Origin of the sequence: Brevibacterium sp. H602 (assembly GCF_051172395.1) — a bacterium.
GTDB lineage: Bacteria > Actinomycetota > Actinomycetes > Actinomycetales > Brevibacteriaceae > Brevibacterium.
In genome coordinates this window covers 27,362-52,900 of the sequence record NZ_JBPIZD010000004.1, presented here as the reverse complement: position 1 = coordinate 52,900, position 25,539 = coordinate 27,362, and the positions used below count along the sequence as shown (strand labels likewise).

Sequence of the window (25,539 nt, the reverse complement as noted above, 5' to 3'; positions counted from 1 at the left end):
ATATTGTTGTGTTAGTCAAGGAGGTGGATTATGGCTGCAAACGACACGGAAGATCGCCGAACCCGGCAGAAGGTATTCCAGTCGGTGCTCGACGAAGGGCCGATCACTGCTTCGTCTTTGGCCAAAGCCCTCGAGCTGACTCCCGCGGCGATCCGTCGTCACCTGGACGCGCTGGAGAGTGAGGGTCTCCTCGAGGTCCGTGAACTCGCCGGCAAACAGGCGGGCAGGGGCCGACCGGCCCGGCACTATGTGGTCACGACGGCCGGACACGATTCGGTCAGTCATTCCTACGACGAGTTGGCCGTGAACATCCTGCGCTTCATGGAGGACAAGCACGGCCGATCGGCAGTGGACGGATTCACAGAAGACCTCGTGAGCCGACTGCGAGAGCGACTCGGACCGGAACTCGAGAAGCGCGGCGGCACCACAGTGGCGTCTCGCTCACGTGCACTCGCCGCCGCACTCACACGGGAAGGGTACGCCGCCTCGGCGACCCCGGTTGCGGCCGGAACCCCGTTGGAGGCGATGCAGCTGTGCCAGGGACACTGCCCGATCCAGGCCGTGGCGGCGGAGTACCCGGAGATCTGCGAAGCAGAGCTCGCGATGTTCTCCGACTACCTCGGCGTCGACGTGCGGCGGCTGTCGTCGCTGGCGCAGGGCGACCATGTGTGCACCACCCACATTCCGACTTCGGAACTGACCAGACCACTCATCCACAGCAATGATCGACCTCAAGGAGGTTCACGATGACTGACACAGGAAATCGGATCATCGATGCGAATCCCGAGCTCAAAGACCTCGGGCAGTACGCATACGGTTGGCACGACGAGAACGACGCCGGCGCGACCGCGACCCGCGGCCTCAGCGAGGAAGTCGTCCGCAACATCTCGAAGCTCAAGGACGAACCGGAGTGGATGCTCAAGCGTCGGCTCAAGGCTCTGCGTCTGTTCGACAAGAAGCCGATGCCGAACTGGGGCGCCGATCTCACCGGAATCGACTTCGCCGACATCAAGTACTTCGTCCGCTCCACCGAGGGACAGGCGACGTCCTGGGAGGACCTGCCCGAGGACATCCGCAACACCTATGACAAGCTCGGCATCCCCGAGGCCGAGAAGCAGCGCCTCGTCGCCGGTGTCGCCGCTCAGTACGAGTCCGAGGTCGTCTACCACCAGATCAACGAGGAGCTCGAGGCTCAGGGTGTCATCTTCATGGACACCGACACCGGCCTGCGCGAGCACCCGGAGATCTTCGAAGAGTACTTCGGGTCGATCATTCCGTCCGGCGACAACAAGTTCGCCGCTCTGAACACCGCTGTCTGGTCCGGCGGTTCCTTCGTCTACGTCCCCAAGGGCGTCCACGTCGAGATCCCGCTGCAGGCCTACTTCCGCATCAACACGGAGAACATGGGCCAGTTCGAGCGCACGCTCATCATCGCCGACGAGGGTTCCTCGGTCCACTACGTCGAGGGCTGCACCGCTCCGATCTACAAGACGGACTCCCTGCACTCGGCCGTCGTCGAGATCATCGCGAAGAAGGATGCGAAGGTCCGCTACACGACGATCCAGAACTGGTCGAACAACGTGTACAACCTCGTCACCAAGCGCGCCATCGCCGAAGAGGGCGCCTCCATGGAATGGGTCGACGGCAACATCGGCTCGAAGGTGACCATGAAGTACCCGGCCATCTGGCTCACCGGTGAGCACGCCCGCGGCGAGACGCTGTCCGTGGCCTTCGCCGGCGAGGGACAGCACCAGGACACCGGTGCGAAGATGGTCCACGCCGCTCCGCACACCCATTCGTCGATCGTGTCGAAGTCCGTGGCCCGCGGCGGCGGACGTGCCGGCTACCGCGGACTCGTCCACGTCCACCCGGGTGCCGAGGGCTCGTCGAACAACGTCCTCTGCGACGCCCTGCTCGTCGACAACGTCTCCCGTTCGGACACGTACCCCTACATCGACATCCGCGAAGACGACGTCACACTCGGCCATGAGGCCACCGTGTCGAAGGTCAGCGAGGATCAGCTCTTCTACCTCATGTCCCGCGGCATGGAGGAGACCGAGGCGATGGCGATGATCGTGCGCGGCTTCGTCGAGCCCATCGCGCGAGAACTCCCGATGGAGTACGCCCTCGAACTCAACCGCCTCATCGAACTGCAGATGGAAGGCGCGGTCGGCTGAGAACCGACCCAGCGCCCACTGCACTCAAAGGAGTAAATCTGTGACTGATACCACCAATCCGCTTGGCCTCTCCGAGCATTCGCACGGTTCCGAGGTCCAGGTGCCCGATTCGAAGCGCGATGCGCGCACGCGCAGCTTCGATGTCGCCGACTTCCCCGTGCCCACCGGCCGGGAGGAGGAATGGCGCTTCTCGCCCGTCCGCAAGTTCAGCGAGTTCTTCGAGGACACCGCCACCGAGGCGAAGCTGAAGTTCGAGTCGGATCTGCCCGCGGGACTGTCCGTCGAGGAGATCTCGCTCGAGTCGGCTCAGGAACTGGGCATCCTCGAGCCCGAGGACCGGGCCGCGGCCGTCGCCGCCAACCGCGCCTCTGCGGTGACGCACTACTCGATCCCCGCGGACACCGAACTCGAGCGGGCCGCGATCATCCACGCCGACGGCACCGGTGAGGCACTCGGCCACGGCCATGTCGTCGTCACCGTCGGCGCGAACTCGAAGGCGACCATCGTCGTCGAACACGAGGGACTGGCCCGGTACTCCGAGCTCGTCTCCCTCGTCATCGGCGATGGTGCGGACGTGACCTTCGTTTCGCTGCAGCTGTGGGAAGACGGCTCCCAGCACCTCGGTCAGCACGATGCGATCGTGGGCAAGGACGCGAAGTTCAAGCACATCCACATCACCCTCGGCGGTGACGTCGTGCGCCTGAACACGAACGTGCGCTACTCGGCAGCCGGGGGAGAGGCCGAACTGCTCGGACTCTACTTCGCCGACGCCGGTCAGCACCTCGAGCACCGCACCTACATCGACCACAACACGCCGAAGGCTCAGTCGAACGTCCACTACAAGGGCGCTCTGCAGGGCAAGGACGCGCGCAGCGTGTGGATCGGCGATGTGCTCATCCGTCCCGAAGCCCTCGACATCGACACCTACGAGCTCAACCGGAACCTCATCCTCACCGATGGCGCCCGCGCCGACTCGGTGCCGAACCTCGAGATCGAGACCGGCGACATCGCCGGTGCCGGCCACGCCTCCTCGGTGGGTCGCTTCGATGAGGAGCACCTGTTCTACCTCATGAGCCGCGGCATCCCCGAGGACGTCGCTCGTCAGCTCGTGGTCCGCGGATTCTTCAACGAAGTGATCCAGAAGATCCAGGTGCCCGAGATCGAAGGCGTGCTCAACGAACGCATCGAGGACGAACTGTCCCGGAGTGTTCTGTGACCATGATCGACGTGGCGGCCACCGACGAGGTGGCCCCCGGCGGCACCATGCGCATCGAGGTCGGCGAGTTCGAGATCTGCATCGCTCGCGACTCCGACGGCACGATCCACGCCATCGACGACCTGTGCACCCATGGTGAGGTGTCGCTGGCCGAAGGAGACGTCGAGGACTGCACCATCGAATGCTGGCTGCACGGCTCGCAGTTCGACCTGACCACGGGCAAGCCGGTGAATCCGCCGGCGTTCGAACCCGTCGCGGTCTATGACTGCAAAGAGATCGCCGGCCGCATCCTCGTCGACCCGAACACCACCCTGAACTGACTCAAGACCGAAGAAGAAGGATCATTATGTCCACTCTCAAGATCGAAGACCTGCACGTCGGTGTCAACACCGAAAACGGTCTCAAACCCATCCTCAACGGCATCAACCTCGTCATCAACTCCAACGAGACCCACGCCATCATGGGCCCCAACGGCTCCGGCAAGTCGACCCTGGCCTACGCCCTGGCCGGTCACCCCAAGTACGAAGTGACCTCCGGTTCGGTCACCCTCGACGGAGAGGACGTCCTCGAGATGTCCGTCGACGAGCGTGCCAAGGCCGGACTGTTCCTGGCCATGCAGTACCCCGTCGAGGTTCCCGGCGTGACCGTGACGAACTTCCTCCGTTCGGCCAAGACCGCCATCGACGGTGAAGCTCCGAAGCTGCGCAACTGGACCAAGGACCTCAAGCAGGCTATGGAGAACCTCCGCGTGGATCCCGCCTTCGCCTCGCGCAACGTCAACGAAGGCTTCTCCGGCGGCGAGAAGAAGCGTCACGAGATCCTGCAGCTCGAGATGCTCAAGCCGAAGTTCGCTGTGCTCGACGAGACCGACTCCGGCCTCGACGTCGACGCGCTGCGCATCGTGTCCGAAGGCGTCAACCGCGTCAAGGACGCCACCGACGTCGGCATCATGCTCATCACCCACTACACGCGCATCCTCAACTACATCAAGCCCGACCACGTCCACGTGATCATCAAGGGCAAGGTGGCCGAGGAAGGCGGACCGGAACTGGCTGAACGCCTCGAGAACGAAGGCTACGACCGCTTCTTCACCGCCGGCGTCTGATGTTCTCACGTCTGAGGGGCGACTTCCCGATCCTCGATGTGAGGGTCGGGGAGTCGCCGCTGTCGTATCTCGACTCGGGAGCGACATCGCAGAAGCCGCAGTGCGTCATCGACACCTTCGTCGAGTACTTCCAGCAGCGCAACGCCGCCGTCCACCGAGGCGCACACTCCCTGGCCGTCGAGGCCACCGACGCCTTCGAGAACGGTCGGATCGCCGCTGCCGGACTCGTCGGCGGGGCACCGGAACAGGTGTGCTGGACGAAGAACGCCACCGAGGCGCTCAACATCGTGGCCCTCGGCATGGATCGGGCCAGCCATGGCTTCGGGGGAGACGACGCAGAGCGTTTCGCCCTCGTCCCCGGTGACTCGATCGTCGTCACCGAGATGGAGCACCACGCGAATCTCGTGCCGTGGCAGCAGCTGGCCGCCGCCACGGGAGCACAGCTGCGCTGGCTGCCGGTCACCGACTCCGGTGAACTCGACCTGACCGATCTCGACACGATCGTCGACGAATCGACGAAGGTGCTCGCGTTCACGCACGTCTCCAACGTCCTCGGCACGATCAACCCGGTCGACCGCCTCGTGGAACGGGCCCGCGCCGTCGGAGCCTACGTCGTGCTCGACGCCTGCCAGTCCGTTCCGCATATGCCCGTGGACTTCGTCGACCTCGATGTCGACTTCGCGGCCTTCTCGGCTCACAAGGCGCTCGGCCCCACCGGTCTGGGTGCGCTGTGGGGCAAGTCCGAACTGCTCGACGCTCTGCCGCCGGTGCTCACCGGCGGATCCATGATCACCACGGTGACCATGGCCGAGACCGAGTTCATGCCCGCTCCGCAGCGCTTCGAGGCCGGCACTCAGCCGGTCGCCGAGGTGGCGGCGTTCGCGACAGCGATCGGATACCTCACCGAGGTGGGGCTGGACAATATTCTCGAGCACGAGAAGGAACTCGCCCGAGTCCTCCTCGACGGGATCAGCCAGATCCCCGGAATCCGCATCCTCGGCGAGGCCGAGGACCGGATCGGAACTGTGGCCTTCGACGTCGACGGCGTGCACGCCCACGATGTCGGACAGTATCTCGACTCGCAGGGCATCGCCGTGCGGGTGGGCCACCACTGCGCTCAGCCGCTGCACCGCCGTTTCGGAGTCACCGCCTCGACGCGGGCGAGCACATACCTGTACAACAACGTCGAAGACTGCACCCGCTTCCTTTCTGCTCTGGCGGAAGTGCGGCCCTTCTTCGGAGTCGCGTGAGGAGGGGAGCGAAGCGATGAGCACACAGATGCAGCAGCTCTACCAGCAGGTCATCCTCGACCAGTCGCGGGCACGCATCGGCAACACCGAACTGCTCCGTGACGCAGCATCGTCACCGCACGGATATTCGCATCAGGTGAACCCGACGTGCGGCGATGAGATCGAGCTCGAGACCGAACTGCGTGAGGACGGCACGATCGCGGTGCGGTGGACCGGCGACGGCTGTTCGATCTCGATGGCTTCGGCCTCGGTGCTGTCGGAGCTGGCCGCCGAATCCTCCGCCCCGCAGATGCTCGAGATCGAAGGCGCGTTCCACGAACTCATGCATTCCCGTGGGACAATGGAGGCGGATGAGTCGATTCTCGGGGACGCCGCGGCGTTCACCGGAGTGTCGAAGTTTCCGGCCAGGATCAAATGCGCTCTCCTGGCATGGATGGCGTTCAAGGACGCACTCAACCAAGCACAAGCAGCTCGTGAGGAGAAACACAATGCCTGAAGTCATTGACGCACCGCAGAATGCCAGCGTCGACGAAGTGCGCGAAGCGATGATGGACGTCGTCGATCCCGAGCTCGGTGTCAACATCGTCGATCTCGGCCTCGTGTACGGACTCTCGGTCGAAGACGACGGCACTGCCGTGATCGAGATGACCCTGACCTCGGCGGCCTGCCCGCTGACCGATGTCATCGAGGACCAGACCGCACAGTCGCTCGAGGGAATCGTGCCGGCCTACCGGATCAACTGGGTCTGGATGCCGCCATGGGGTCCGGAGAAGATCACCGAGGACGGCCGCGAACAGATGCGCGCCCTCGGATTCAATATCTGATCCGACACCGACGACGTTCGGTTGTCCGCGTCCCTCGGGAACGCAGACGAACACCATCGCCGAGGCGGGGCGACCTGAGAAGGTCAGCCCCGCCTCGGCGATTGTCGTCCGATCCGGCCTTCGTCGCTGGGCAGGGTCGCGGAGATCACCGCCCCGCGGACCGAGAACCAGGCAGCGGCGTGAAAGAATGGAATCCGACTTTCCAAGGAGAACCATTGACGATCATCGCTGCCGCAGACGGATCAGCGCTCGGCAATCCCGGACCGGCCGGGTGGGCCTGGTACATTGACGACACCTCCTGGCACGCCGGTGGGTGGAAGAACGCGACGAACAACCGCGGTGAGCTCATGGCCGTCCTCGACCTGCTCCGGTCGACCGCGGACAGCGACGACGAGCTGAAGATATACTGTGATTCGCAGTACGTCATCAACGCCCTGACCAAATGGATGCCGGGGTGGAAACGCAAAGGGTGGAAGAAAGCCGATGGAAAAGAAGTCCTCAACAAGGACCTCTTAGCGTCTCTCGATGAGGCACTGAACGGGCGGACGGTCGAGTTCGAGTGGGTCAAGGGACACAACCACCACGAACTCAATGAGGCCGCCGACGTTCGCGCCCGCGCGGCAGCCACCGCCTTCCAGAAGGGCACGCCCGTGCCGGAAGGCCCCGGATACGTCCCCGCGGGGACGTCGACCACGACAGCCGACGATGATCAGGCAGACAACCCGACGGAACCTGTTGCTCAGGACGACGTTTCCGTCGAGCCCGTGACCACAGCGGCCGGGCCGGACTCCACTGTCGTGTCCTGCCGTGTGCCGTCCTCAGTCGCCCGGGCCCAGGCCCGCGGCATCCACCCCCAAGAATTTCTGGCCGAGCTCATCGGCCGCAGTTTGGAGACAGAATGATTCAGGCCTCCGGCCTCGAAGTCGCCGTCGGCGCCCGCACCCTCATGTCCGAGGTGTCCTTCCGCGTCGACAAGGGCGACCGGGTCGGTCTCGTCGGTCGCAACGGCGCCGGCAAGACGACTCTGACCAAGGTGATCATGGGCGGACACCCGGCTCAATCCGGATCCGTGTCGATCTCCGGCACCGTCGGCTATCTGCCGCAGGATCCGCGCAGCGGCGACCTCACTGCCACCGGAATGGAACGCATCCTCTCGGTGCGCGACCTCGACGTCCTCGTCAAGCGTCTGCGCAAGGCCGAACGGCAGATGGCCTCACCGGACGAGAAGGTGGCGACGAAGGCCATCGACCGCTACCCGCGCATCGAAGCGGAGTTCATCGCCGCCGGCGGCTATGCCGCCGAATCCGAAGCCTTCGCCATCGCCGCGAACCTCGGCCTCGACGAAGCACTGATCAGCCAGGAGATCGGGACGCTCTCCGGCGGTCAGCGCCGCCGTGTGGAGCTCGCCCGGATCCTGTTCTCGGCTCCGGATACGATGATCCTCGACGAGCCGACGAACCACCTCGACGCCGAATCCGTGCTGTGGCTGCGCGACCACCTCAAGGCCTACTCCGGTGGTCTGATCATCATCAGCCACGACCTCGATCTCATCGACGAAGTGGTCAACAAGGTCTTCTTCCTCGACGCCACCCGTCAGACCATCGACATCTATTCGATGGGCTACCGGCTCTATCTCAAACAGCGTGAGGACGACGAGCGGCGTCGCCGCCGCGAACGTGCCAACGCCGAGAAGAAGGCCGCTGCGCTCAACGCCCAGGCGAACAAGATGATGGCGAAGGCGACGAAGACCGTCGCCGCCCAGCAGATGGCCAAGCGCGCCGACCGGCTGCTCGCCGGGCTCGAGGACGAACGCGCCACGGAGAAGGTCGCGAATCTGCGCTTCCCGGCTCCGGCCGACTGCGGACGTGTGCCGCTGACAGCCGAAGGGCTTTCTCGCAGCTTCGGTTCGACGGAGGTGTTCACCGGTGTCGATCTCGCAATCGACAAGGGCACACGAGTCGTCGTACTCGGCTACAACGGTGCCGGCAAGACGACGCTGCTGCGTCTGCTCGCCGGACTCGACGAACCCGACTCCGGAGAAGTCGTGCCCGGACACGGCCTCAAGCTCGGCTACTATGCGCAGGAGCATGAGACCCTCGACCTCGAGCGCACAGTGCTGGAGAACATGTCGCGGAACTCCCCGCACCTCGATGACACCGCGGTGCGCAACGTGCTCGGTTCGTTCCTCTTCAGCGGCGACGATGTACACAAACCCGCCGGGGTCCTCTCCGGAGGCGAGAAGACACGTCTGGCACTGGCGACCCTCGTGGTCTCGAGCGCGAATGTGCTGCTGCTCGACGAGCCGACGAACAACCTCGATCCGGCCTCCCGCGAGGAGATCCTCTCGGCGATCCGCCGTTACGAAGGCGCGATCGTGCTCGTCACCCACGATGAGGGTGCGGTGTCCGCGCTCGATCCCGACCGTGTGCTCCTGCTGCCCGACGGCGACGAGGATCTGTGGAACGACACGTACCTCGACCTCGTCACGCTCGCCTGAGCCGGCTCATCGCACTCGGTTGAGCCGGTCGGCCTGACTCGGCTGATCGGCTCACTGAGAGCGGAAGCGCTCCTCGAACAGGGCATCCTCATCGGCTTCGGCCTGCCCGCGCACGGTGGGCGATGCCCAGCGGTTGCGGCCATAGCGGCTGCCGGGCTGACTGATCTTCGCACCCGCGTCGAGGGCGGCCTTGTCGATGACGACCATTTCGTTCTCGGCAGAGCCGTGGTCGACCGCCTCGGCGGCGGCTTTGCGTTCCCGACGGGCCGAGATGACCACGGCGATGATGATCATGATCCCGAACGCGAACCACTGGAGCATATAGGACAGGTGGTTGCCCGGATCGAGCTCGGGCATCGGCATCGGGGTCAGCCCTTCTTCCGGGGAGCCGCCCGTCTCGGCCGGTGAGGCCTCGACGTAGACATGCGAATAGGCATCGTCCATACCGGGAATCCGTGCGGGATCGATGGCCTTGATGAGTCCCTTCGGGTTCTCATCCTCGGACCCGTCCTGAGCGGGACGCAGATGAGCGACCACGGTCTGCTCACCCTGGGGAGCCGGCGGCACGGAATCCTGTTCGGCGGTGAAGCCGCGGACGACGGCAATCGTCGAACCGCCGCTGATCTCGAACGGAGTCACCACATAGAAGCCGGGCTTGTCTTCGACCGTGCGGTTGCGTGCGAGGACGGTGTCCTCGTCGGAGAACTCTCCGCTCAGCTCCACCTGTGTCCACTCATCGGCGGTCTCCAGCGTCGAATTCGGTGTCGAGAGCACCGAGGCGATGTCGACGGGGTCGGCGGAGTAGTTCGCGGTGATCGTCGCGATCTCCTGCTCCCGCTGGTCGCGGCGGTCCTTCTGCCACAGGGCGAGGAACACGCAGGCGATGATGACGATGATCGCCATGGCGATGTATTTGAGCCAGCGTGCGGAGAAGAGGAAGGAATAGCGGCTCAACCTGCGTCCTCCGGAATCTCGTCGACGGAGACGTCGCTGATGAAGAAGTCGCGCAGAGTCAGGAAGTCACGCAGATAGTCGAGGTGCTCATCACAGGCCAACCACGTCTTCTTCCGTTCGGGAGTGTGGACGCGGGGATTGTTCCACAGCAGGGCGCGGGTCGCGAACGCCCGGCATTCCTTCGCGGAACACTGCAGCTGCTCGCTCAAGCCTGGTCCTTCCTGTCTTGGTCGTTGTCGTCGACGGTCTCACCTTGGACGGTTTCGCCCGGGACCGTGTCGCCCCGGATCGTTTCGCCCCGGATCGTTTCGCTCTGGTGATCCTCGCCTGGATCGGTCGCGTCAGGGGCGCCGCCTCGGGGATCTGCATTGTCGTCCGTCTCGTCATCGATCGTCTCTCCGCCGAGGGTGTCGCCGGAGATCGTCTCACCGCGCGCCGGCGGCAGCTCTGTCAGCGGGGCCTGTTCGAGCAGGGCGGAACGATCGTCTCGGGTGCGTTCGCGGCCCGCATTGGCGAAGATCACCGCAGGGTAGGGGAGGACGATCGCACCTGCCACGCAGATCCACATGAGGATGTGCATGTCGGCGACGAAAGCGAAATAGGCGGCCACGAAGCAGACCGTCCTGATGCCCATGGTGATCGAATACTTGATGATCCGAGACCGCATATCGTCATCAAGGGCGGTGTCTGCCGTTGTGATCTGCTGAGCGTGCCTGACCATATCCTTCTTCGATCGATGACTGCCAAACATGATACTCGTCCTTTGTGAGAGTCGTATCCATCGGCCAAAGGACAGGATAGGTTTGTCCACGATAGATTTGAAGAACACAGTCGATCAACAGGAGACCAACGTGTCAGAACCACGCACAGTCCTCGTCACCGGCGGCAACCGCGGAATCGGTCGCACCATCGCCGAGGAATTCCTCGCCCAGGGGGACAAGGTGGCAGTCACCTCCCGCAACGGTCAGGCCCCGGAGGGAGCGCTGGCCGTGGCCGCCGATGTCACCGACAGCGAATCGATCGATCGGGCGTTCACCGAGATCGAGGAGAAGCTCGGTCCCGTCGAGGTCGTCGTGGCCAATGCCGGAATCACCGCCGACAACCTGCTCATGCGGATGAACGATGACGAATTCGAATCCGTCATCAACACGAACCTCACCGGTGCCTTCCGCACCGTCAAGCGCGGAATCACCGGGATGATCCGCGCGAAGAAGGGCCGCATCGTCCTCATCTCCTCGGTGTCGGGTCTCTACGGGGTGCCCGGTCAGGCGAACTACTCCGCGTCGAAGGCCGGTCTCGTCGGCTTCGCCCGTTCCATCACCCGTGAGGTCGGCTCCCGCGGAATCACCGCCAATGTCGTCGCCCCCGGCTTCATCCGCACGGATATGACCGATGAACTCAGCGAGAAGCAGCAGAAGGAATACCTGTCGACGATCCCGGCGAAACGATTCGCCGAACCCGGTGAGGTCGCCAAGGTCGTCCGCTGGATGGCGTCCGACGAAGCCGCGTACATCTCCGGTGCCGTCATCCCCGTCGACGGCGGATTGGGCATGGGCCACTGACCCAGACGGCGCCGGGCCGGCCACCACCGGATCCTGGGCCGCAGACGATGCGGCCCGGCCGGGCCACAGCCCGTAGACTTCGATACAGAGACACCGCCCGAAGCGGCGTCATGCACACGCAACCACCTTCCTTTCGAAAGGACCACCATGGGAATTCTTGACGGAAAGCGCATTCTCGTCACCGGCGTGCTCACCGAGGCGTCGATCGCCTTCGCCGCTGCTCGCATCGCACAGGAGCAGGGAGCCGAGGTCATCCTCTCGAGCTTCGGCCGCCAGATGAAGATCACTCAGGTAATCGCCGAACGCCTGCCCGAGACCCCGCAGGTCATCGAACTCGACGCCACGAACGAAGAGGATCTCGCAGCCCTGCCAGAGCGCCTCGGCGGCAACATCGACGGAATCGTCCACGCCATCGCCTTCGCACCGAAGGATGCCCTCGGCGGAGTCTTCCTCGACACCCCGTGGGACTCCGTATCTGCGGCTATCCACGTCTCCGCTTACTCGCTCAAGGCCATCGCCGTGGCCGCGAAGCCCGTGCTCAACAAGGGCGCGGGAATCGTCGGACTGACCTTCGACGCGACCATCTCCTGGCCGGTCTACGACTGGATGGGTGTGGCCAAGGCCGCCTTCGAATCGACCGCCCGGTATCTCGCCAAGTACGTCGGCGAAGACGGAGTGCGCGTCAACCTCGTCTCGGCCGGACCGCTGAAGACCACCGCCGCAACCTCCATCCCCGGCTTCGGCACGCTCGAAGACATGTGGGGCGACCGCGCACCCCTGGGCTGGGACCAGAAGGACACCACTCCTGCCGGCAAGGCCATCGTCGCCCTGCTCTCCGACTGGTTCCCCGCCACCACCGGTGAGATGATCCACGTCGACGGCGGATTCCACTCGACCGGCGCCTGAGACAGCTCATGCCTGTGCTCATCCTCGCCCGCCACGCCAAGGCGGAAGCGCACGGTCCGACCGACTTCGAACGGTCACTGGATGCGAAGGGTCTGGCTCAAGCGGTCGAGGCCGGTGCCGAGATCGCCGAGCGCTGGTCACCCGATGTGGCCATCGCCTCGGCGGCCAGGCGCACCGTGCAGACCGGACAGGCTGTCGTCGAAGCCGTCAACCGTGCTCACGGAGGAACCCTCGACGAACCGGGTGACCTGACCCTGCGCGAGGATCCCTCGCTGTACTCCGGGTCCGTCGACGACTGGCTGGATGCGATCAACTCGATCCCCGCGGATGCGCAGTGCGCGTATATCGTGGGCCACCAGCCGACCGTCGCCGAGGTGGTCGGCCACCTCAATCCGGAAGGCGGGGTTCCCGACACGTTCCGTCCCTCGTCGATCGCGGTCTTCGACCTCGAGAGCTGGGACGTGGAGCCGGGACACTACCCGGCCCCGCAGATCCGGGTCTTCCACGGAGTCTGAACGCTCCGTCCGACCGACGCGATCTAAGACGCTTGTGGCGCTGACGAGACATTCGTCAGCGCCACAGGCGTCTTCGGTCAGTCAGCGGTCAATGGCACAGGTGCCACACCGTCCGAGGGATCGCTCACACGTTCGCACGGGCAGCGACGAGGTCGATGACGGCTCGCAGGTCGCGTGTCTCCACGGATGCGTCCGCCGCGGCCACAAGGGCCGGCTTCGCACAGAAGGCGACTCCGAGACCGGCGGCTTCGATCATGCCGATGTCATTGGCGCCGTCACCGATCGCCACCGAGGCGGCACGATCGTATCCGCCGGCAGCGAGCAGATCCTCGAAGATCTCGGCCTTGGCGCTCGGGTCGATGACACGGCCGTTCGTCCGTCCGGTCAACAGCCCGTCAGCGATGTCGAGACCGTTGGCGAAGACGTCGGTGATACCCAGCTGTGCGGCGACGGGAGCGATGATGGCTGTGAAGCCGCCGGAGACCAGCGCCACCTGGCCGCCGGAGGAGTGCACGGCCGAGACCAGGTCGGCGGCCCCCTCGGTGAGGGTGATCTGCTCTCGCACCTCATCGAGCACGGTCTCCGGCAGCCCGCTCAGCAGGGCGACCCGTTCGGCCAGGGACTCGGCGAAGTCGAGCTCACCGGCCATGGCACGTTCGGTGATGTCGGCGACCTTGTCTCCGACTCCGGCATGGGCGGCGATGAGGTCGATGACCTCTTCGTTGATGAACGTCGAATCGACGTCCATGACGAGCAGTTGGACGGGGGTCTGGGAGGCGGTGGCCTGAGGCGTCTCATTCACCCCTTCATCGTAGCCACCGCCATGATGTAGTCCGCGGCGGCGGGGTGCAGCTGAGACAGCAGCGCACCGAACTCGGGTGGGGCGACCGTCGCAGGGGCGAGCACCGTGCGCATCCGGTGGTGGATGTCGAGGGCGGCGTAGATCGCGCGAGAATCCGCCTCGGTGGGGATGAGCCGGGAGATCGGATGCATCGTCGACAGCTCCTCCTGCCAGTCACGCCACGGCCCCTGCCTCCAGTCCTCGGGGACGTCGATGGTCTCGACGAGGCGCAGGCCCTCCATCACCAGCAGGCGCAGACGCCGCAGCGCCTCGGGGGCGGACCCGACCGTGACGGGGCGGAAGACGGTGGGCGCACAGGCGATGATCTCCACGTTCGCCTCGGCGCCGATGAGGGCGATCGCCGCCTGCTCATCGCCGCGATGAAGGACGACGGGCGCGGTGTGGCGTCCGACCTTCGTCCGGGCGGTGCGATCGACCGGGGGAGTCGTATGCGGCAGGGACGGGTGGTGCAGAGCCAAGCGGGCATGAGTGATTCCGGCGGCGTCCGCCTCGGCGGCGAAGACCAGCAGACCGGTGGGAACGACCGAGTCGAAGACCTCATCGGAGACGATGAGAGGAACATCACGATCATCGTCGAGGAAGGCAGAGGTCACCTCGTCAGGGGGCAGGGTCGAGCGCAGACGGTGGTTGAGGGCCAGGGTCAGCAGCAGTGAGTCGGTCGTGAGGTCCATGTCGAACCAGGATAGACGGCTCGTCTGCGATAGAGTCTGAAGATATGAGTGAAGTCCTGAATCTGGATTCTGTGTCCGTGCGCCGGGGGACGAATTTCCTCCTCGACGATTTCTCGCTGACCGTCGCCGAAGGCGAGCATTGGGCAGTGCTCGGACCCAATGGTGCGGGCAAGACGACCCTGCTCGAAATCGCGGCCGGTCGCATGCATCCGACGACGGGAACGGTCAACATCCTCGAGGAGCAGCTCGGCCGCGTCGATGTGTTCGAACTGCGTCCGCGCATCGGGTATGCCTCGACGATTCTGGCCAACCGCATTCCGAGTTCCGAAGCGGTCCTCGACACCGTGCTCACCGCCGCCTACGGCGTCACCGGACGCTGGGTGGAGGAGTACGAGCAGGACGATATCGAGCGTGCCCACGATCTGCTGGCCGCGTTCCACATCACTCACTTGGCCGATCGCACCTTCGGCACGCTGTCCGAGGGCGAGCGCAAGCGTGTGCAGATCGCGCGTGCGCTCATGACCGACCCCGAGCTGCTGCTGCTCGACGAGCCGGCGTCCGGACTCGACTTCGGTGGGCGTGAGGAGCTGCTCGGCGCACTCTCGGAGATCCTCTCGTCGAAGTGGGCGCCGGCCACGATCATGGTCACCCATCATGTCGAGGAGATCCCGGAGGGCATCACGCATGTGCTGCTGCTGTCCGAGGGCACCGATCTGGCCTCCGGTCCGATCGAGGAGACCCTGACGGCGGAGAACCTCGCGGCGACCTTCGGCATCGACGTCAAGCTCACTCGGGACGGTCAGCGCTACCACGCACGTTCCGCCCTCTGAGCATGGAGTTCCTGGCGCACCTGAGCCTCGAACCGTGGCAGATCGGCCTCGTCATCGTCGCCGGAATCGCGGCAGGAGGCATCAACGCCGTCGTCGGCTCCGGAACGCTCATCACTTTCCCTGCGCTCGTCGCCTTCGGAGTGCCGCCGGTGGTGTCGACGATGAGCAACGCCGTCGGTCTCATCCCCGGCAATATCGCCTCCTCGTTCGGATACCGCGAAGAGCTGCGAGGGCAGTGGAAACGGATTCTCGGATTCGTTCCCGCCTCTCTGCTCGGGTCGCTGACCGGGGCGTATCTGCTGCTGCACCTGCCCGAGGACGCATTCGAGACGATCGTGCCGGTCCTCCTCGTCGTGGCCTTGATCATGGTGGTCGGCCAGCCGTACCTCTCCCGCTACCTGAAGAACCGGTCCCTGCGCCGGGCGGAGGCCGCCGGCGTCGAGCATCGGGCCGCCGAGGCGGGGGACCGCCTGTCCACGGGCCGGTACATCGCCGTGCTCATCGTCGTCTTCCTCACCGCGATCTACGGCGGCTACTTCGCCGCTGCCCAGGGAATCATCCTCATCGCCCTGCTCGGTCTGCTGCTGCCCGATGATCTGCAGCGACTCAACGGGCTGAAGAACGTCCTCGTCCTCGTCGTCAATACGGTCTCGGCGAGCACGTACATCATCGTCGGTCACGACCGGATCAACTGGATCGCCGTTGTCTGCATCGCCATCGGCTCACTCATCGGCGGGTACTTCGGTGCCCGTATCGGGCGGAAGTTCTCGCCCGTGCTGCTGCGCGCCGTCATCGTGGCCCTCGGACTCGTCGCGATCTGGAGGATCCTCACGCTGTGAACGGAATTCCGCTGTGAAGGGAAGCGCGCTGTGAACACTCCCGCCAAGGCACCCTTGACCCGGCAGCAGGTCATCGATCGGTCCGCTGAGCTCGGGATCGCCGTCGAGCGTCTGCGCTTCTTCGACGAGGCGGACCTGACTGCTGGGAGCCAGGTCGATGATTCCAGCGATGCCCTGCACGGGCGTCTCGAGGGCATGCGCGACTACACGCAGCTGACCGATGTCGCCCTGCGCAGCGTCCGCGAACCCGCCGAAGGGCTGTTCATCGCCGAATCCTCGAAGATCATCCGCCGCGCTCATGCCGTCGGCCTCTCACCTCGGTCGTTCCTCACCAGCCCGAAATGGCTGTTCGACCTGGCCGACATCATCTCCGAGAGCGATGTGCCGATCTTCATCGGCACGGATGCCGCAGTGGAGTCCCTGACCGGATTCCACCTCCACCGAGGAGCGCTGGCGGCCATGGGCCGACCCGCTCCGGCTCCGGTCGCCTCCTTGATCGCCAATGCCAGGCGACTCGTCGTCATCGAAGACATCGTCGACCATACGAACGTCGGCGCCATCTTCCGCTCTGCCGCCGCATTCGGCGCCGATGCCGTACTCGTGACCCCGCGCTGTGCCGATCCGCTCTATCGCCGCTCGATCCGCGTGTCGATGGGCACGGTATTCCAGGTGCCGTGGACTCGCATCGAATCCTGGCCAGACGGGATCGCAGAGCTCCAGGAAGCCGGGTTCCATGTCGCGGCACTGGCACTCGATGATGAATCGGTGAGCCTGCGCCAGTTCGCCGCCACCGCACCGGAACGTACGGCCGTGGTCTTCGGCACCGAAGGCGACGGACTGAAGAGATCGACGATCTCCGCCTGCGACTCGACCGTGATGATCCCCATGAGCGGGGGAGTGGACTCCCTCAACGTCGCGGCCGCCTCGGCGGTGACCTGCTTCGCCCTGCAGGAAGATTGAGCTGTTCCAGTGCCCTATTCCCCGCAAGCTACAGAGAGGACCCCAGTGGACCGCAGCACCCTAGCCCTTGCTCTTGAAGCCGGACGGATCACCGGGGAGGTCGCCACACCGAGAGAGAACAACCTCTCGCACATCTACCGGTTCCTCGACCAGGAACGCCAATTCGACTTCGGAGTCGAGCTCACCCGTGACTGGGACTACGACGCGGTGTTCGCGCTCATGGTCGAGCGCTGTGGCCTGCGGCCCGATCCCGATTTCGTCGAAGGCGTGGACACGATTTCCACCGATCGGTGCATCGACGCTCTGGAGAGCCTCGCCGAGGTCATCGGCGAGGTCGCGCGCGCCGGAGGCCAGATCCTCTTCGCCACCGGCCACCCAGCCGGACTCCTGCCCGTGCATATGGCAATTGCCGCCGCGGCGAAAGACGCCGGCGCCGTCATCGACACCCGTGATCATTTCATCCCGGTTCCGGAGATCGGCGGGGACGTCAGACAGATCAACAACGTGTGGACCTGGCACCTGCACGGCGGCAGTCCACACACGCACCTGGCCGAACCCATGCATGCGCTGCTCGATGATATCGCCGCCCGCGGCGGACCAGCCCCCGACCTCGTCGTCGCCGACCACGGGTGGGCCGGAGCCGCCTCGAGCAGAGGACTGCGAACGATCGGCTATGCCGACTGCAACGACCCGGCCCTATTCGTTGCCGAGGCGCAAGGGCAGATCGAAGCGACCATCCCACTCGACGACGACGTCGTGCCCAACCTCTACGCTCCGCTCATCGACTACGTCATCGAACGAGCGGGACTGAGCTAACGGACGCAATAGGACTGACGGGCGGCACCCAACCGACGCATGGTGCCGGCCCGAGCGCCACGGTCAGCCGATCTCGTTCGCGAGGTCCTCGATCACCTCGGCGCCGGGCAGGGACGCGAGAGTGGAACCGGAGAGAAGCAGCTTTGAACCGCGGATACCGGAACCGATGATGAGTTCGTCGGCCTCGGCGACGCGGGAGTCGATGAGCACCCGATAATTCTCCGGCAGGCCGATCGGACCGATGCCGCCGTACTCCATCCCAGATTCGTTCACAGCGCGTTCGAGCGGCAGGAACGAGGCCTTGCGGACATCGAGGAGCTTCTTGACCCGCTTGTTGACGTCGGCGCGGGTGTTCGCCAGCACCATGCAGGCGGCGATCCGCTCCTCACCACCCCGCGACCCGGCGACGAGAACGCAGTTCGCCGAAGTGGCCGGAGGCAGATCCGTCGCATCGAGGAGAGCAGCGGTATCGGCGATCTGCGGATCGATGTCGAAGACGTCGACATCGCCGGAGACCGTGGACAATGCGGCGGCCGTCGATTCGGCCATGAGTTCGGGGGCGGTGGCGGCGGGTCGGAGGGTGAACTGAGTGGAGAGGCGTTCCTTCGTGGTCATGGCCACAGTTTAGGAGATCCGTGTCGAATCGCTTTGTCCGGGCCCATCAGTTAGAATCGATTGTCGCTCTGTGTCCGGTTCCTACGGTTCGGAGCGTGTCCAGCAGACGAATTCGGGCACTGGCAGATGAGTTCAACTCATATCAGGCGCCTGAAAGAATTCAGCAGAGGTAAGAAAATGAAGAAGGACATCCACCCGGAATACGCGCCGATCGTGTTCAACGACCTGGCTTCCGGCACCAAGTTCCTCACCCGCTCCACCGCTAAGAGCGAGAAGACCATCGAGTGGGAAGACGGCAACACCTACCCCGTGATCGACGTCGAGATCTCGTCCGCTTCGCACCCGTTCTACACGGGTAAGCAGCGCATCCTCGACTCCGCCGGCCGCGTGGAGAAGTTCAAGGACCGCTACAAGGGCTTCGGCAAGCGCTGATCTCGGGCGTTTCCAACAGCTTCATACAGATCGCCCCGCACACCGGAATGGTGTGCGGGGCGATCTGCTGTCTGCAGGTCGACTGACTCTGCTGCGACGTCCCGACCGTGACTGGCTGCGTCCCCGCGGGGACGCAGCCGAAGCACCGATGATCAGTCGACGGTGACTGAGACCTCGAGCGAGGGGCTCACCCGTGCCGCCGGATGGTAGAGCGAGGCGACGCCGGTGGCATTGTCGAGGCAGTTCGCGATTCCGTGAGCGACCTTCTCCTTGGCGGAGACGACGGCGTCCTTGATGTCGAGACCGGTGGCGATTCCTGCCGCGATCGAGGAGGCGAAGGAGCATCCTGCACCATTGACGAGCTTGTTGTTGACCTTGCGCGAGCGCAGAGTCGTCACGGTCTCACCGTCGAAGAGGATGTCGATGGCATCGTCCCCGGCGAGGCGGGCTCCGCCCTTGACGACGACGTTCTTCGCCCCCTGCCCGTGGATGATCTTCGCGGCCTCGATCATGCCCTCGACGGAGTCGATGGGGTCGACCCCGGCCAGTGTCGCGGCCTCTTCGAGGTTCGGGGTGACGACGGTGGCCAGAGGCACGAGGTTCTCGACGAAGAGATCCTTGAGATCGACCATAGTGCCTGCGCCCTTGCACACGAGCACAGGATCGAAGACGTACGGCAGATCATTGGTCTTCAGCTCTTCGGCGAGGACCAGTGCCGAGTCGACGGAGCCGAGCATTCCAGACTTGATGGCGGTGAACTCGTGCACGGCCAGCGTCGATTCGAGCTGACGGGTGACGACCTCGGGCTCGATGAACTCGAGGACGTGGGCGAACCCGTCATCGGGATCGAAAGTGACGATGCAGGTGACGACGGCAGTGCCGAAGGCCCCGTATTCGTCGAACATCTTCAGATCGGCTTCGAGTCCGGCTCCTCCGGAGACATCGGATCCGGCGACAGTGAGCACCTTGGCGGTCATAGTGGTCCTTTCAGGTAAAGCGTTCGCGAAGAAGTCTACGCGGGTTCATGCCCCTGCGTAGCCGTGCTGACGCCAGGCTTCGTAGATGGCGATGGATGCCGAGTTCGCCAAGTTGAGCGAACGGCGTGCCGGCAGCATCGGAATCCGCACCGTCATATCCACATGCTCGTCGTTGACGACTTCGTCGGACAGTCCCGTCGACTCGCGCCCGAAGAGGAGGACATCACCGTCTTGGTAGTCCACCTCGGCGAAGGAATTGTCCGTATGCGTGCTGAACGCGATCACCCGACGTTCACCGAGGTGGCCCCAGAGTTCGTCGATCGAACGATGGACGGTGACATGGGCGAGGTCGTGATAGTCGAGACCGGCTCGGCGCAGCTTCGCGTCGGAGAGGTCGAAGCCGAGGGGCTCGACGAGATGCAGATGAGCTCCGGTGACCGCGGCGAGCCGGATGGCGTTTCCGGTGTTGCCGGGGATCTCGGGAGTGTGGAAGACGATGTCGATGTTCATATCACCTTCATCTTCTCACCTCAGAGGCCGGCCTTACGAACGAGGAGGTACCCCTGCCTGGTCGCCTCCGGGAAGCGACCGGTTCGGTCGGGTTCGCGTTCGAGGCGGGTGGCAGGAATGAAGCCGTGCGGTTCGAGCGCGGTGAGCACGTCAGCGATCGAGCGGCGGTGGAAGTCGAGATCGACGTCGAAGCCGGCGAGATCGGAGAAGTGATCGACCCGGTCCCCGAGCTGGAACGCCAGCTGGAACCAGCCGCCCGGGCGAAGAACACGGGCTGCCTCGGCGAAGGCGAGGACAAGCTCGTCGTCCGGGACATGGATCGTCGAGTACCAGGCAACGAGACCGGAGAAGGACTCATCGGCATAGGGCAGGGCGGTCATCGACCCGACGTCGAACTGATGCGTCGGATAGAGGCCCTGAGCGAGTTCGAGCATGGCCGGGGAGAGGTCGAGTCCGCGCGGTTGAAGTCCGAGGGCGGCGAGGAATGTCGTGATGCGACCGGGTCCGCAGCCCATGTCGAGGACCTCCGCTGACCCGGTGCCGAGGACGAGCTCGGAGAAGGCCCCGAGGACGGCACGGTCATGCGGTTTGGCGGTGAGTTCATCGGCGACCCAGTCCGTGTAGGTCCGGGCGATCGCATCATAGGAATCACGCGTGGTCGCTTCGCGGGTGCGGGCTTCGTCAGTCATGACGTCACCCTACCCGTCGGCGCTGATACGGCAGGTAAGGGCAAGTTCGGCCATCGGCCAGACACATATGGCTGAGTCCGGCCATCTGCAGAAACGAAACTCAATCGAATCTCGGCCATGATCGATTGCTGCAGACTGTCTTCGCTCAAATTCTCGTGTCAGTGCCGAATCCTAGAGTGGAGGCACGGTTGGTGGTCATGGGGATCGCCGGACCGGAGGGCCGACCCGGCCGCGGGAGGGGGGCACCATGAGAGACGATGAGCCGATTGCAGCGGAGGCGGCCGACCTCGAAGGGCTGAGCGTCGATCCGAAGGACTATGGAGGAGCTGACGCCGATGTGGACCCCAGCACCCTCACCTGTGAGCAGATCGTGACGGATATCCGGCGCAACATCTCATGCATCTCCTTCTGCCATGCCCGCGTCATCACCCTCATAGACGAGGTCGAGAGGCGAGGATTGTGGGCCGAGTGGGTCGGGGTGAAGACCCTGACCGAGTGGGTGATGCATGTGGCGTCGGTGAGCATGCACACGGCTCGCGAGTATGTGCGCGTGATGAGGGCGCTGCGGGAGATGCCGAAGGTGAAGAAGAGTCTGGCGGGCGGTGATGTCAGCTTCTCAAAGGTGAGGGAAGTGACCCGGCTGGGTGAGCGGATCGGTGACGATGAGGCACTGCGTCTGGCCACCCTTGCCACCGGCAGCCAGATCAGCCGGATCTCGCAGAACTACCAGCAGCTGGCCGACAAGATCGACAACGGCCCGTTCCCGCTGTACCTGGCTCAGGACAGTGTGAGCATGCGTCAGGTGGCACCCGGTCGGACCCGGATCACGATCGAACTCGAGGAGGACGATGCCGCAGAGATCGCCGCGATGCTCGATGCCGCCCGCCAGGTTCTCGAACGTCCCGTCCATGACGGCGGTTCCGATGAGGAGGGTGCTGCGGGCGAGGGCAGCAAAGCGGACGAGGCTCCTTATGAGCCGGTCTCCCAGGTCATGTGCCTGATGGAGATCATCCACGCCTTCCCTCGTGCCGAGCCCACGGGTTCGATCGACGCTGATCGCGCCCGCCTGCTCGTCCATGCCTCAGCAGAGGTGATCACCCGCAGCGGCGCCACGATGGAAGCCTCACCCGCGTTCAAGCCCCCTCTGCTCAGCATCCCCGCAAGGCCGGCGACCGGCGCCTGCATCCCCGCGGGGATGAAAGGCGAAACGAACCGTCCGGCGGAAGAGGGGATTGAGCCGGCCCGTCCGGCAGGAGTCGAGGGAAACGTCCCCGCGGGGACGTCGAGCGGACGCGCGGATACGACCTGTCGGATCGAAGGGTTCGGCGGAATCACTGCGGCGACGGCAGAGCGCCTGAGCTGTGAGGCGCTGATCAGCGGGGCGATCAAGGATGCCGGAGGCGACGTCCTCATGCTCGGGCGCTCGAAGCGTCTGGTGAGCAGACGACAGCGATTGGCGCTGAGTGTGCGTGATGTCTGCTGCCAATTCCCCGGCTGCCGCGCCCGCAGGCGATGCGATGCGCACCATATCCGTCCCTGGTCACAGGGTGGGAGGACCGATTTGGACAATCTCATCCTGCTCTGTCGTCGGCATCACACCGTGGTGCACAAATATCAGCTGCGCATCGAACGCACCGGAGCGGACTTCGCTGGAGCGATGCGCGGTCCCGCCGCCTTTGCCTTCTACCTGCCCGACGGCTCCCAGCTGCTTCCTCTGGAAAGCCGGGTGAGGGGGCGGATGATGTTCAATACGGCGGTTCGTGTTGCCGAGGTCAAGCAGATCACGAAAGCGGCCGATCCCGGCACGGTCGGCGGTGGTTACGGCTTTGACCTCGGCCTCTGTGTCGCATGGATGTTCGAAGCCGAATGGCGACACGCCCGGGAAGGCAAAGCTGTTGTCTGAATCTTGCCAATTTAGAACACCAGTTCGATAATGGATGTCATGTCAGCAGCACCGGTCATCGAACAGCTCAGTCGGGAGACGGGGATCTCCACGGCTGCGGCGCTGTTCGACAAGATCCCACCACATCCGGTGGATCCTGTGCTCTCTCCGCTGTTCCGTCGCGGCGGTCTGCCGCGTGGGGAACTCGTCACCGTCACCGGTGAGCTGTCGCTGAGCTGCGGTCTGGCGACGATCGCTGCGGCGACCCGGGAGCAGAAGTGGTGTGCCGGCATCGGGCTCGGCGAACCGTCCGTGTCCTCGATCGCCGACCTCGGTGTCGATCTCGACCATTTCGTCAACCTCGCGACCCCCGGCGAGGACTGGCTGCGGGTGGCGTCGATCCTCATCGAATCCTTCGACATCATCCTCGTCGACCCCGGCTTCGCCCCGAGCGCTTCGGAACGGGCCCGACTCCTGGCGAAGATCCGGGAGCGACGAATGAGCCTCATCAGCCTCCGACCTCTTTCCGGCAGCACGGAACAGATCGAGATCACCGACACCCGCTGGTCGGGTGCCGAACACGGTCGCGGACGTCTGCAGTCCTGCCTCGTCCGTGCCCGTTCACAGACGGGAACCCACCGGTTCCTGCTGCCCGGGCCGTCCGGGACTCCCGCCAGCGTCCCCGCGGGGACGCTGGAAGCGGTGGCAGACAGTGGAGCGTCCATCGCCTCGACAACGGGCCTGGGCGCAGATCCGGCCACGGACACGACCGACGATCCTCGGTGGTCGACGATCACACAGCTGCGGCAGGTGATCAGCCATGTCGGATGAGTCCGGCCGCACCCTCGTGCTCACCGTTCCCGACTGGCCGGCGGTGGCCGCAGCGGTCGAGCACGACATCGCACCGGGCCGCCCTGTCGCGGTCCTCCACGCCGGCAAGGTCATCGCCGCCGATGCTCCGGCCCGTGCCGCCGGAATCGCCGCCGGGAACAACAAACGCGCCGTGGGATACCGCTGTCCGGAAGCTCACATCGCAGTCTGGGACGAAGAGGCCGACAACCGTCATTTCAGTGCCGGAGTCGGTGCCCTCGACAACCTCGTCGCACGGTTCACCCTGCTCAGCCCGGGAACATTGGCAATCCCTCTCGACTCGCTCAGACACGGCTACGCCGACGAAGCCGATGCGGTCGAGACACTGGTCTCAGCACTCGTCGATGACACCGGATGGGAGTTCTTCCCCGGGATCGCCGACACCGTCTTCGCCGCGGTCCTCGCCGCTGGGCAGGCGCGCCGCGTCGAACCCGGACAGACCGTGGACTTCCTCTCCGCCCAGCCGATCACCACCCTGGAATACGCCGGCGCCGAGGCGACCGCGCTGATCGAGGTCTTCCTGCAGCTGGGGCTGCGCACCCTCGGTGACCTCGCCCGCCTTGCGACCACAGACGTCAACGCACGCTTCGGCGCCTTCGGTCGGCATCTGCACGACCTGGCCTCCGGGCGGGCAGGAGCCCCGCTCGCCGATCATGTCCGCGGCGAACAGCTCGACGTCGAACTCGATCTCGATGCCCCGACGACCCGCAGCGACACCCTCGGCTTCCTCGCCCGCCAGCTCGGTGCCGACCTGCTGGCCAAGGTGCGCAGACAGGGGCTGGTCTGCACCCAGATCACGATCGAACTCGATGCCGCGGGCGGCCAGTCCTCGTCCCGGACCTGGCGGATCGAGGACATGCAGGAGAATGCGATCGCCGACCGCCTGCGGTGGCAGGCCGAAGGCTGGCTGGCGGGAGCGGGCCGGGGTTCGCCTCCGGGACAGAATCCCCGCACGGCACAGGCTGACCCGCAGGAACTCGACATCGTCGACGAGCCGGCGCCCGACGCCGAGGACTTCTCCGACGACGGCATCATCGCGCTGCGCCTCATCGCGGCCGAACTGACCACCCCGATCGGTGCCACACGCAGCCTGTTCGACGAGAACACCGGGCAGATCACCCATACGCTCGAGCGTCTGCAGGGACTGTTCGGCCCAGATGCCGTCCTGGTTCCGGGCATCCAAGGCGGGTGGGATCCTGCCGAGACGAACCTGTGGACCCCGTGGCAGCAGGCGGCCGTTCCCGAACGCAGCCCTGCCGCTCCCTGGCCCGGTGCTCTGCACGCACCCCGTCCGACGACCGTCGAACACTCCGCCGTCGACGTGCTCGCCGCGGACGGCTCACCGGTGGAGGCACGCCCCTCGGGTCTGGGCGCGGCCCCGGCGACGATCAGATTCCCCACCGGGCAGACCGAGGCCATCACCGACTACTCCGGTTCCTGGCCCATCGAATCCGGGTGGTGGGACCCGAACCGAGCCGTCTACCGCACCCGGCTGCAGGTGGTCACCGATGCCGGCCGTGCCCTTCTGCTGAGCAAAGAGCGCGGTCAGTGGTACCTCACCGGCCGTTACCGCTGACCGG

General features: G+C 65.0%; 30 protein-coding genes. 21 read left to right on the top strand and 9 right to left on the bottom strand.

The genetic code is table 11. The annotated features are described in order from the left end of the window. Positions 1-30 precede the first annotated feature (30 nt). The 10 genes from ACSBQT_RS04445 (at position 31) to ACSBQT_RS04400 (ending at position 9,069) form a co-directional block, all read left to right on the top strand. Positions 31-750, top strand: coding sequence for a helix-turn-helix transcriptional regulator (locus ACSBQT_RS04445; protein ID WP_410711377.1), 720 nt, complete (start codon positions 31-33; stop codon positions 748-750). Beyond that, positions 747-2,177 (top strand): Fe-S cluster assembly protein SufB, encoded by a 1,431-nt coding sequence (gene sufB, locus ACSBQT_RS04440; RefSeq protein ID WP_039207512.1) that lies wholly within the window; start codon positions 747-749, stop codon positions 2,175-2,177. Before ACSBQT_RS04445 ends, sufB begins: the two co-directional genes overlap by 4 nt. A gap of 40 nt (positions 2,178-2,217) precedes the next feature. Continuing rightward, positions 2,218-3,393 (top strand): Fe-S cluster assembly protein SufD, encoded by a 1,176-nt coding sequence (gene sufD / locus ACSBQT_RS04435; RefSeq protein ID WP_435000995.1) that lies wholly within the window; start codon positions 2,218-2,220, stop codon positions 3,391-3,393. Further along, complete coding sequence (locus ACSBQT_RS04430) at positions 3,390-3,713, top strand: non-heme iron oxygenase ferredoxin subunit (RefSeq protein ID WP_407645271.1); 324 nt, start codon at positions 3,390-3,392, stop codon at positions 3,711-3,713. Before sufD ends, ACSBQT_RS04430 begins: the two co-directional genes overlap by 4 nt. Positions 3,714-3,739: 26 nt before the next feature. Further along, positions 3,740-4,498 carry a Fe-S cluster assembly ATPase SufC gene (gene sufC / locus ACSBQT_RS04425; protein WP_410711375.1) on the top strand — a complete coding sequence of 253 codons (759 nt, stop codon included), beginning with the start codon at positions 3,740-3,742 and terminating at the stop codon, positions 4,496-4,498. Beyond that, positions 4,498-5,748: a SufS family cysteine desulfurase gene (locus ACSBQT_RS04420; RefSeq protein WP_410711374.1), complete on the top strand. Its 1,251-nt coding sequence runs from the start codon at positions 4,498-4,500 to the stop codon at positions 5,746-5,748. The genes sufC and ACSBQT_RS04420 overlap by 1 nt, the downstream gene beginning before the upstream one ends. Before the next feature lie 16 nt (positions 5,749-5,764). Beyond that, positions 5,765-6,244 (top strand): Fe-S cluster assembly sulfur transfer protein SufU, encoded by a 480-nt coding sequence (gene sufU, locus ACSBQT_RS04415; RefSeq protein WP_410711373.1) that lies wholly within the window; start codon positions 5,765-5,767, stop codon positions 6,242-6,244. Further along, the gene (locus tag ACSBQT_RS04410; protein WP_025778421.1) at positions 6,237-6,572 is read left to right on the top strand and encodes a metal-sulfur cluster assembly factor; all 336 of its coding nucleotides are present in this window, start codon (positions 6,237-6,239) and stop codon (positions 6,570-6,572) included. Before sufU ends, ACSBQT_RS04410 begins: the two co-directional genes overlap by 8 nt. A gap of 215 nt (positions 6,573-6,787) precedes the next feature. Further along, positions 6,788-7,474 (top strand): ribonuclease H family protein, encoded by a 687-nt coding sequence (locus tag ACSBQT_RS04405; RefSeq protein ID WP_435000994.1) that lies wholly within the window; start codon positions 6,788-6,790, stop codon positions 7,472-7,474. Then, positions 7,471-9,069 carry an ABC-F family ATP-binding cassette domain-containing protein gene (locus ACSBQT_RS04400; protein ID WP_092013696.1) on the top strand — a complete coding sequence of 533 codons (1,599 nt, stop codon included), beginning with the start codon at positions 7,471-7,473 and terminating at the stop codon, positions 9,067-9,069. Before ACSBQT_RS04405 ends, ACSBQT_RS04400 begins: the two co-directional genes overlap by 4 nt. Positions 9,070-9,120: 51 nt before the next feature. On the opposite strand, the gene ACSBQT_RS04395 is transcribed toward ACSBQT_RS04400, so the two are convergent. From ACSBQT_RS04395 to ACSBQT_RS04385, 3 genes are read right to left on the bottom strand one after another with little or no spacing between them, the layout of a single operon-like run. Then, entirely contained in the window at positions 9,121-10,023 is a 903-nt protein-coding gene (locus tag ACSBQT_RS04395) for an SURF1 family cytochrome oxidase biogenesis protein (protein WP_410709942.1), read from the bottom strand. Next, positions 10,020-10,232: a hypothetical protein gene (locus ACSBQT_RS04390; protein ID WP_173152345.1), complete on the bottom strand. Its 213-nt coding sequence runs from the start codon at positions 10,230-10,232 to the stop codon at positions 10,020-10,022. The genes ACSBQT_RS04395 and ACSBQT_RS04390 overlap by 4 nt, the downstream gene beginning before the upstream one ends. Next, the gene (locus tag ACSBQT_RS04385; RefSeq protein ID WP_435000993.1) at positions 10,229-10,774 is read right to left on the bottom strand and encodes a DUF3099 domain-containing protein; all 546 of its coding nucleotides are present in this window, start codon (positions 10,772-10,774) and stop codon (positions 10,229-10,231) included. Before ACSBQT_RS04385 ends, ACSBQT_RS04390 begins: the two co-directional genes overlap by 4 nt. A gap of 100 nt (positions 10,775-10,874) precedes the next feature. On the opposite strand from ACSBQT_RS04385, the gene ACSBQT_RS04380 reads away from it, so the two are divergent. From ACSBQT_RS04380 to ACSBQT_RS04370, 3 genes are all read left to right on the top strand, one after another. Beyond that, positions 10,875-11,585 (top strand): beta-ketoacyl-ACP reductase, encoded by a 711-nt coding sequence (locus ACSBQT_RS04380; protein ID WP_410709944.1) that lies wholly within the window; start codon positions 10,875-10,877, stop codon positions 11,583-11,585. 147 nt (positions 11,586-11,732) lie between these two features. Beyond that, the gene (gene fabI, locus ACSBQT_RS04375) at positions 11,733-12,491 is read left to right on the top strand and encodes an enoyl-ACP reductase FabI (protein WP_101544266.1); all 759 of its coding nucleotides are present in this window, start codon (positions 11,733-11,735) and stop codon (positions 12,489-12,491) included. Between the two features lie 8 nt (positions 12,492-12,499). After that, positions 12,500-13,006 carry a SixA phosphatase family protein gene (locus tag ACSBQT_RS04370; protein WP_172169584.1) on the top strand — a complete coding sequence of 169 codons (507 nt, stop codon included), beginning with the start codon at positions 12,500-12,502 and terminating at the stop codon, positions 13,004-13,006. Between the two features lie 124 nt (positions 13,007-13,130). Here ACSBQT_RS04370 and serB read toward each other — a convergent pair whose 3' ends face one another. Next, positions 13,131-13,808, bottom strand: a complete 678-nt coding sequence (serB, locus tag ACSBQT_RS04365; protein WP_435000991.1) for a phosphoserine phosphatase SerB — start codon at positions 13,806-13,808, stop codon at positions 13,131-13,133. Beyond that, on the bottom strand, positions 13,805-14,539 hold the full coding sequence (locus ACSBQT_RS04360) for a hypothetical protein (protein WP_435000990.1): 735 nt from the start codon (positions 14,537-14,539) through the stop codon (positions 13,805-13,807). Before ACSBQT_RS04360 ends, serB begins: the two co-directional genes overlap by 4 nt. 44 nt (positions 14,540-14,583) lie before the next feature. Here ACSBQT_RS04360 and ACSBQT_RS04355 point away from each other — a divergent pair, with 44 nt between their 5' ends. Genes ACSBQT_RS04355 through ACSBQT_RS04340 form a run of 4 tightly spaced genes read left to right on the top strand, consistent with a single transcriptional unit; the run spans position 14,584 to position 17,984 of the window. Continuing rightward, a complete protein-coding gene (locus ACSBQT_RS04355; RefSeq protein WP_435000989.1) occupies positions 14,584-15,369 on the top strand; it encodes an ABC transporter ATP-binding protein in 786 nt (261 codons plus the stop codon). A 2-nt stretch (positions 15,370-15,371) separates the two neighbouring features. Next, positions 15,372-16,208: a sulfite exporter TauE/SafE family protein gene (locus tag ACSBQT_RS04350; protein ID WP_435000988.1), complete on the top strand. Its 837-nt coding sequence runs from the start codon at positions 15,372-15,374 to the stop codon at positions 16,206-16,208. 30 nt (positions 16,209-16,238) lie between these two features. Then, positions 16,239-17,168 carry a TrmH family RNA methyltransferase gene (locus tag ACSBQT_RS04345; RefSeq protein WP_435000987.1) on the top strand — a complete coding sequence of 310 codons (930 nt, stop codon included), beginning with the start codon at positions 16,239-16,241 and terminating at the stop codon, positions 17,166-17,168. Between the two features lie 45 nt (positions 17,169-17,213). Then, a complete protein-coding gene (locus tag ACSBQT_RS04340) occupies positions 17,214-17,984 on the top strand; it encodes a phosphatase (protein ID WP_410709950.1) in 771 nt (256 codons plus the stop codon). Between the two features lie 63 nt (positions 17,985-18,047). On the opposite strand, the gene ACSBQT_RS04335 is transcribed toward ACSBQT_RS04340, so the two are convergent. Continuing rightward, entirely contained in the window at positions 18,048-18,599 is a 552-nt protein-coding gene (locus ACSBQT_RS04335) for a YbaK/EbsC family protein (RefSeq protein WP_410709951.1), read from the bottom strand. A 177-nt stretch (positions 18,600-18,776) separates the two neighbouring features. On the opposite strand from ACSBQT_RS04335, the gene ACSBQT_RS04330 reads away from it, so the two are divergent. Beyond that, positions 18,777-19,031 (top strand): type B 50S ribosomal protein L31, encoded by a 255-nt coding sequence (locus ACSBQT_RS04330; RefSeq protein WP_101544255.1) that lies wholly within the window; start codon positions 18,777-18,779, stop codon positions 19,029-19,031. A gap of 152 nt (positions 19,032-19,183) precedes the next feature. Here ACSBQT_RS04330 and ACSBQT_RS04325 read toward each other — a convergent pair whose 3' ends face one another. The 3 genes from ACSBQT_RS04325 to ACSBQT_RS04315 are packed head-to-tail and all read right to left on the bottom strand — an operon-like array spanning position 19,184 to position 21,207. After that, positions 19,184-20,008, bottom strand: coding sequence for a PfkB family carbohydrate kinase (locus ACSBQT_RS04325; RefSeq protein WP_435000985.1), 825 nt, complete (start codon positions 20,006-20,008; stop codon positions 19,184-19,186). A gap of 45 nt (positions 20,009-20,053) precedes the next feature. Next, the gene (locus ACSBQT_RS04320) at positions 20,054-20,518 is read right to left on the bottom strand and encodes a tRNA (cytidine(34)-2'-O)-methyltransferase (RefSeq protein WP_435000984.1); all 465 of its coding nucleotides are present in this window, start codon (positions 20,516-20,518) and stop codon (positions 20,054-20,056) included. Between the two features lie 20 nt (positions 20,519-20,538). Then, positions 20,539-21,207: a methyltransferase domain-containing protein gene (locus ACSBQT_RS04315; RefSeq protein ID WP_435000983.1), complete on the bottom strand. Its 669-nt coding sequence runs from the start codon at positions 21,205-21,207 to the stop codon at positions 20,539-20,541. Between the two features lie 247 nt (positions 21,208-21,454). Here ACSBQT_RS04315 and ACSBQT_RS04310 point away from each other — a divergent pair, with 247 nt between their 5' ends. Genes ACSBQT_RS04310 through ACSBQT_RS04300 form a run of 3 tightly spaced genes read left to right on the top strand, consistent with a single transcriptional unit; the run spans position 21,455 to position 25,535 of the window. Continuing rightward, positions 21,455-23,110 carry an HNH endonuclease gene (locus ACSBQT_RS04310; RefSeq protein ID WP_435000981.1) on the top strand — a complete coding sequence of 552 codons (1,656 nt, stop codon included), beginning with the start codon at positions 21,455-21,457 and terminating at the stop codon, positions 23,108-23,110. Between the two features lie 39 nt (positions 23,111-23,149). Beyond that, a complete protein-coding gene (locus ACSBQT_RS04305) occupies positions 23,150-23,920 on the top strand; it encodes a porin (RefSeq protein ID WP_410709956.1) in 771 nt (256 codons plus the stop codon). After that, positions 23,910-25,535 (top strand): DNA polymerase Y family protein, encoded by a 1,626-nt coding sequence (locus tag ACSBQT_RS04300; RefSeq protein WP_435000980.1) that lies wholly within the window; start codon positions 23,910-23,912, stop codon positions 25,533-25,535. Before ACSBQT_RS04305 ends, ACSBQT_RS04300 begins: the two co-directional genes overlap by 11 nt. Positions 25,536-25,539: the final 4 nt, after the last annotated feature.

Coding starts and splice junctions, on each gene's coding strand:
- ACSBQT_RS04330 (WP_101544255.1), top strand. CDS start 18,777: ATGAAGAAGGACATCCACCCGGAATACGCGCCGATCGTGTTCAACGAC.
- ACSBQT_RS04350 (WP_435000988.1), top strand. CDS start 15,372: ATGGAGTTCCTGGCGCACCTGAGCCTCGAACCGTGGCAGATCGGCCTC.
- ACSBQT_RS04305 (WP_410709956.1), top strand. CDS start 23,150: ATGTCAGCAGCACCGGTCATCGAACAGCTCAGTCGGGAGACGGGGATC.
- ACSBQT_RS04325 (WP_435000985.1), bottom strand. CDS start 20,008: ATGACCGCCAAGGTGCTCACTGTCGCCGGATCCGATGTCTCCGGAGGA.
- sufC (WP_410711375.1), top strand. CDS start 3,740: ATGTCCACTCTCAAGATCGAAGACCTGCACGTCGGTGTCAACACCGAA.
- ACSBQT_RS04445 (WP_410711377.1), top strand. CDS start 31: ATGGCTGCAAACGACACGGAAGATCGCCGAACCCGGCAGAAGGTATTC.
- ACSBQT_RS04400 (WP_092013696.1), top strand. CDS start 7,471: ATGATTCAGGCCTCCGGCCTCGAAGTCGCCGTCGGCGCCCGCACCCTC.
- ACSBQT_RS04370 (WP_172169584.1), top strand. CDS start 12,500: ATGCCTGTGCTCATCCTCGCCCGCCACGCCAAGGCGGAAGCGCACGGT.
- ACSBQT_RS04335 (WP_410709951.1), bottom strand. CDS start 18,599: ATGACCACGAAGGAACGCCTCTCCACTCAGTTCACCCTCCGACCCGCC.
- ACSBQT_RS04320 (WP_435000984.1), bottom strand. CDS start 20,518: ATGAACATCGACATCGTCTTCCACACTCCCGAGATCCCCGGCAACACC.
- sufU (WP_410711373.1), top strand. CDS start 5,765: ATGAGCACACAGATGCAGCAGCTCTACCAGCAGGTCATCCTCGACCAG.
- ACSBQT_RS04355 (WP_435000989.1), top strand. CDS start 14,584: ATGAGTGAAGTCCTGAATCTGGATTCTGTGTCCGTGCGCCGGGGGACG.
- ACSBQT_RS04300 (WP_435000980.1), top strand. CDS start 23,910: ATGTCGGATGAGTCCGGCCGCACCCTCGTGCTCACCGTTCCCGACTGG.
- fabI (WP_101544266.1), top strand. CDS start 11,733: ATGGGAATTCTTGACGGAAAGCGCATTCTCGTCACCGGCGTGCTCACC.
- sufB (WP_039207512.1), top strand. CDS start 747: ATGACTGACACAGGAAATCGGATCATCGATGCGAATCCCGAGCTCAAA.
- ACSBQT_RS04360 (WP_435000990.1), bottom strand. CDS start 14,539: ATGGACCTCACGACCGACTCACTGCTGCTGACCCTGGCCCTCAACCAC.
- ACSBQT_RS04410 (WP_025778421.1), top strand. CDS start 6,237: ATGCCTGAAGTCATTGACGCACCGCAGAATGCCAGCGTCGACGAAGTG.
- ACSBQT_RS04385 (WP_435000993.1), bottom strand. CDS start 10,774: ATGTTTGGCAGTCATCGATCGAAGAAGGATATGGTCAGGCACGCTCAG.
- ACSBQT_RS04310 (WP_435000981.1), top strand. CDS start 21,455: ATGAGAGACGATGAGCCGATTGCAGCGGAGGCGGCCGACCTCGAAGGG.
- ACSBQT_RS04420 (WP_410711374.1), top strand. CDS start 4,498: ATGTTCTCACGTCTGAGGGGCGACTTCCCGATCCTCGATGTGAGGGTC.
- ACSBQT_RS04315 (WP_435000983.1), bottom strand. CDS start 21,207: ATGACTGACGAAGCCCGCACCCGCGAAGCGACCACGCGTGATTCCTAT.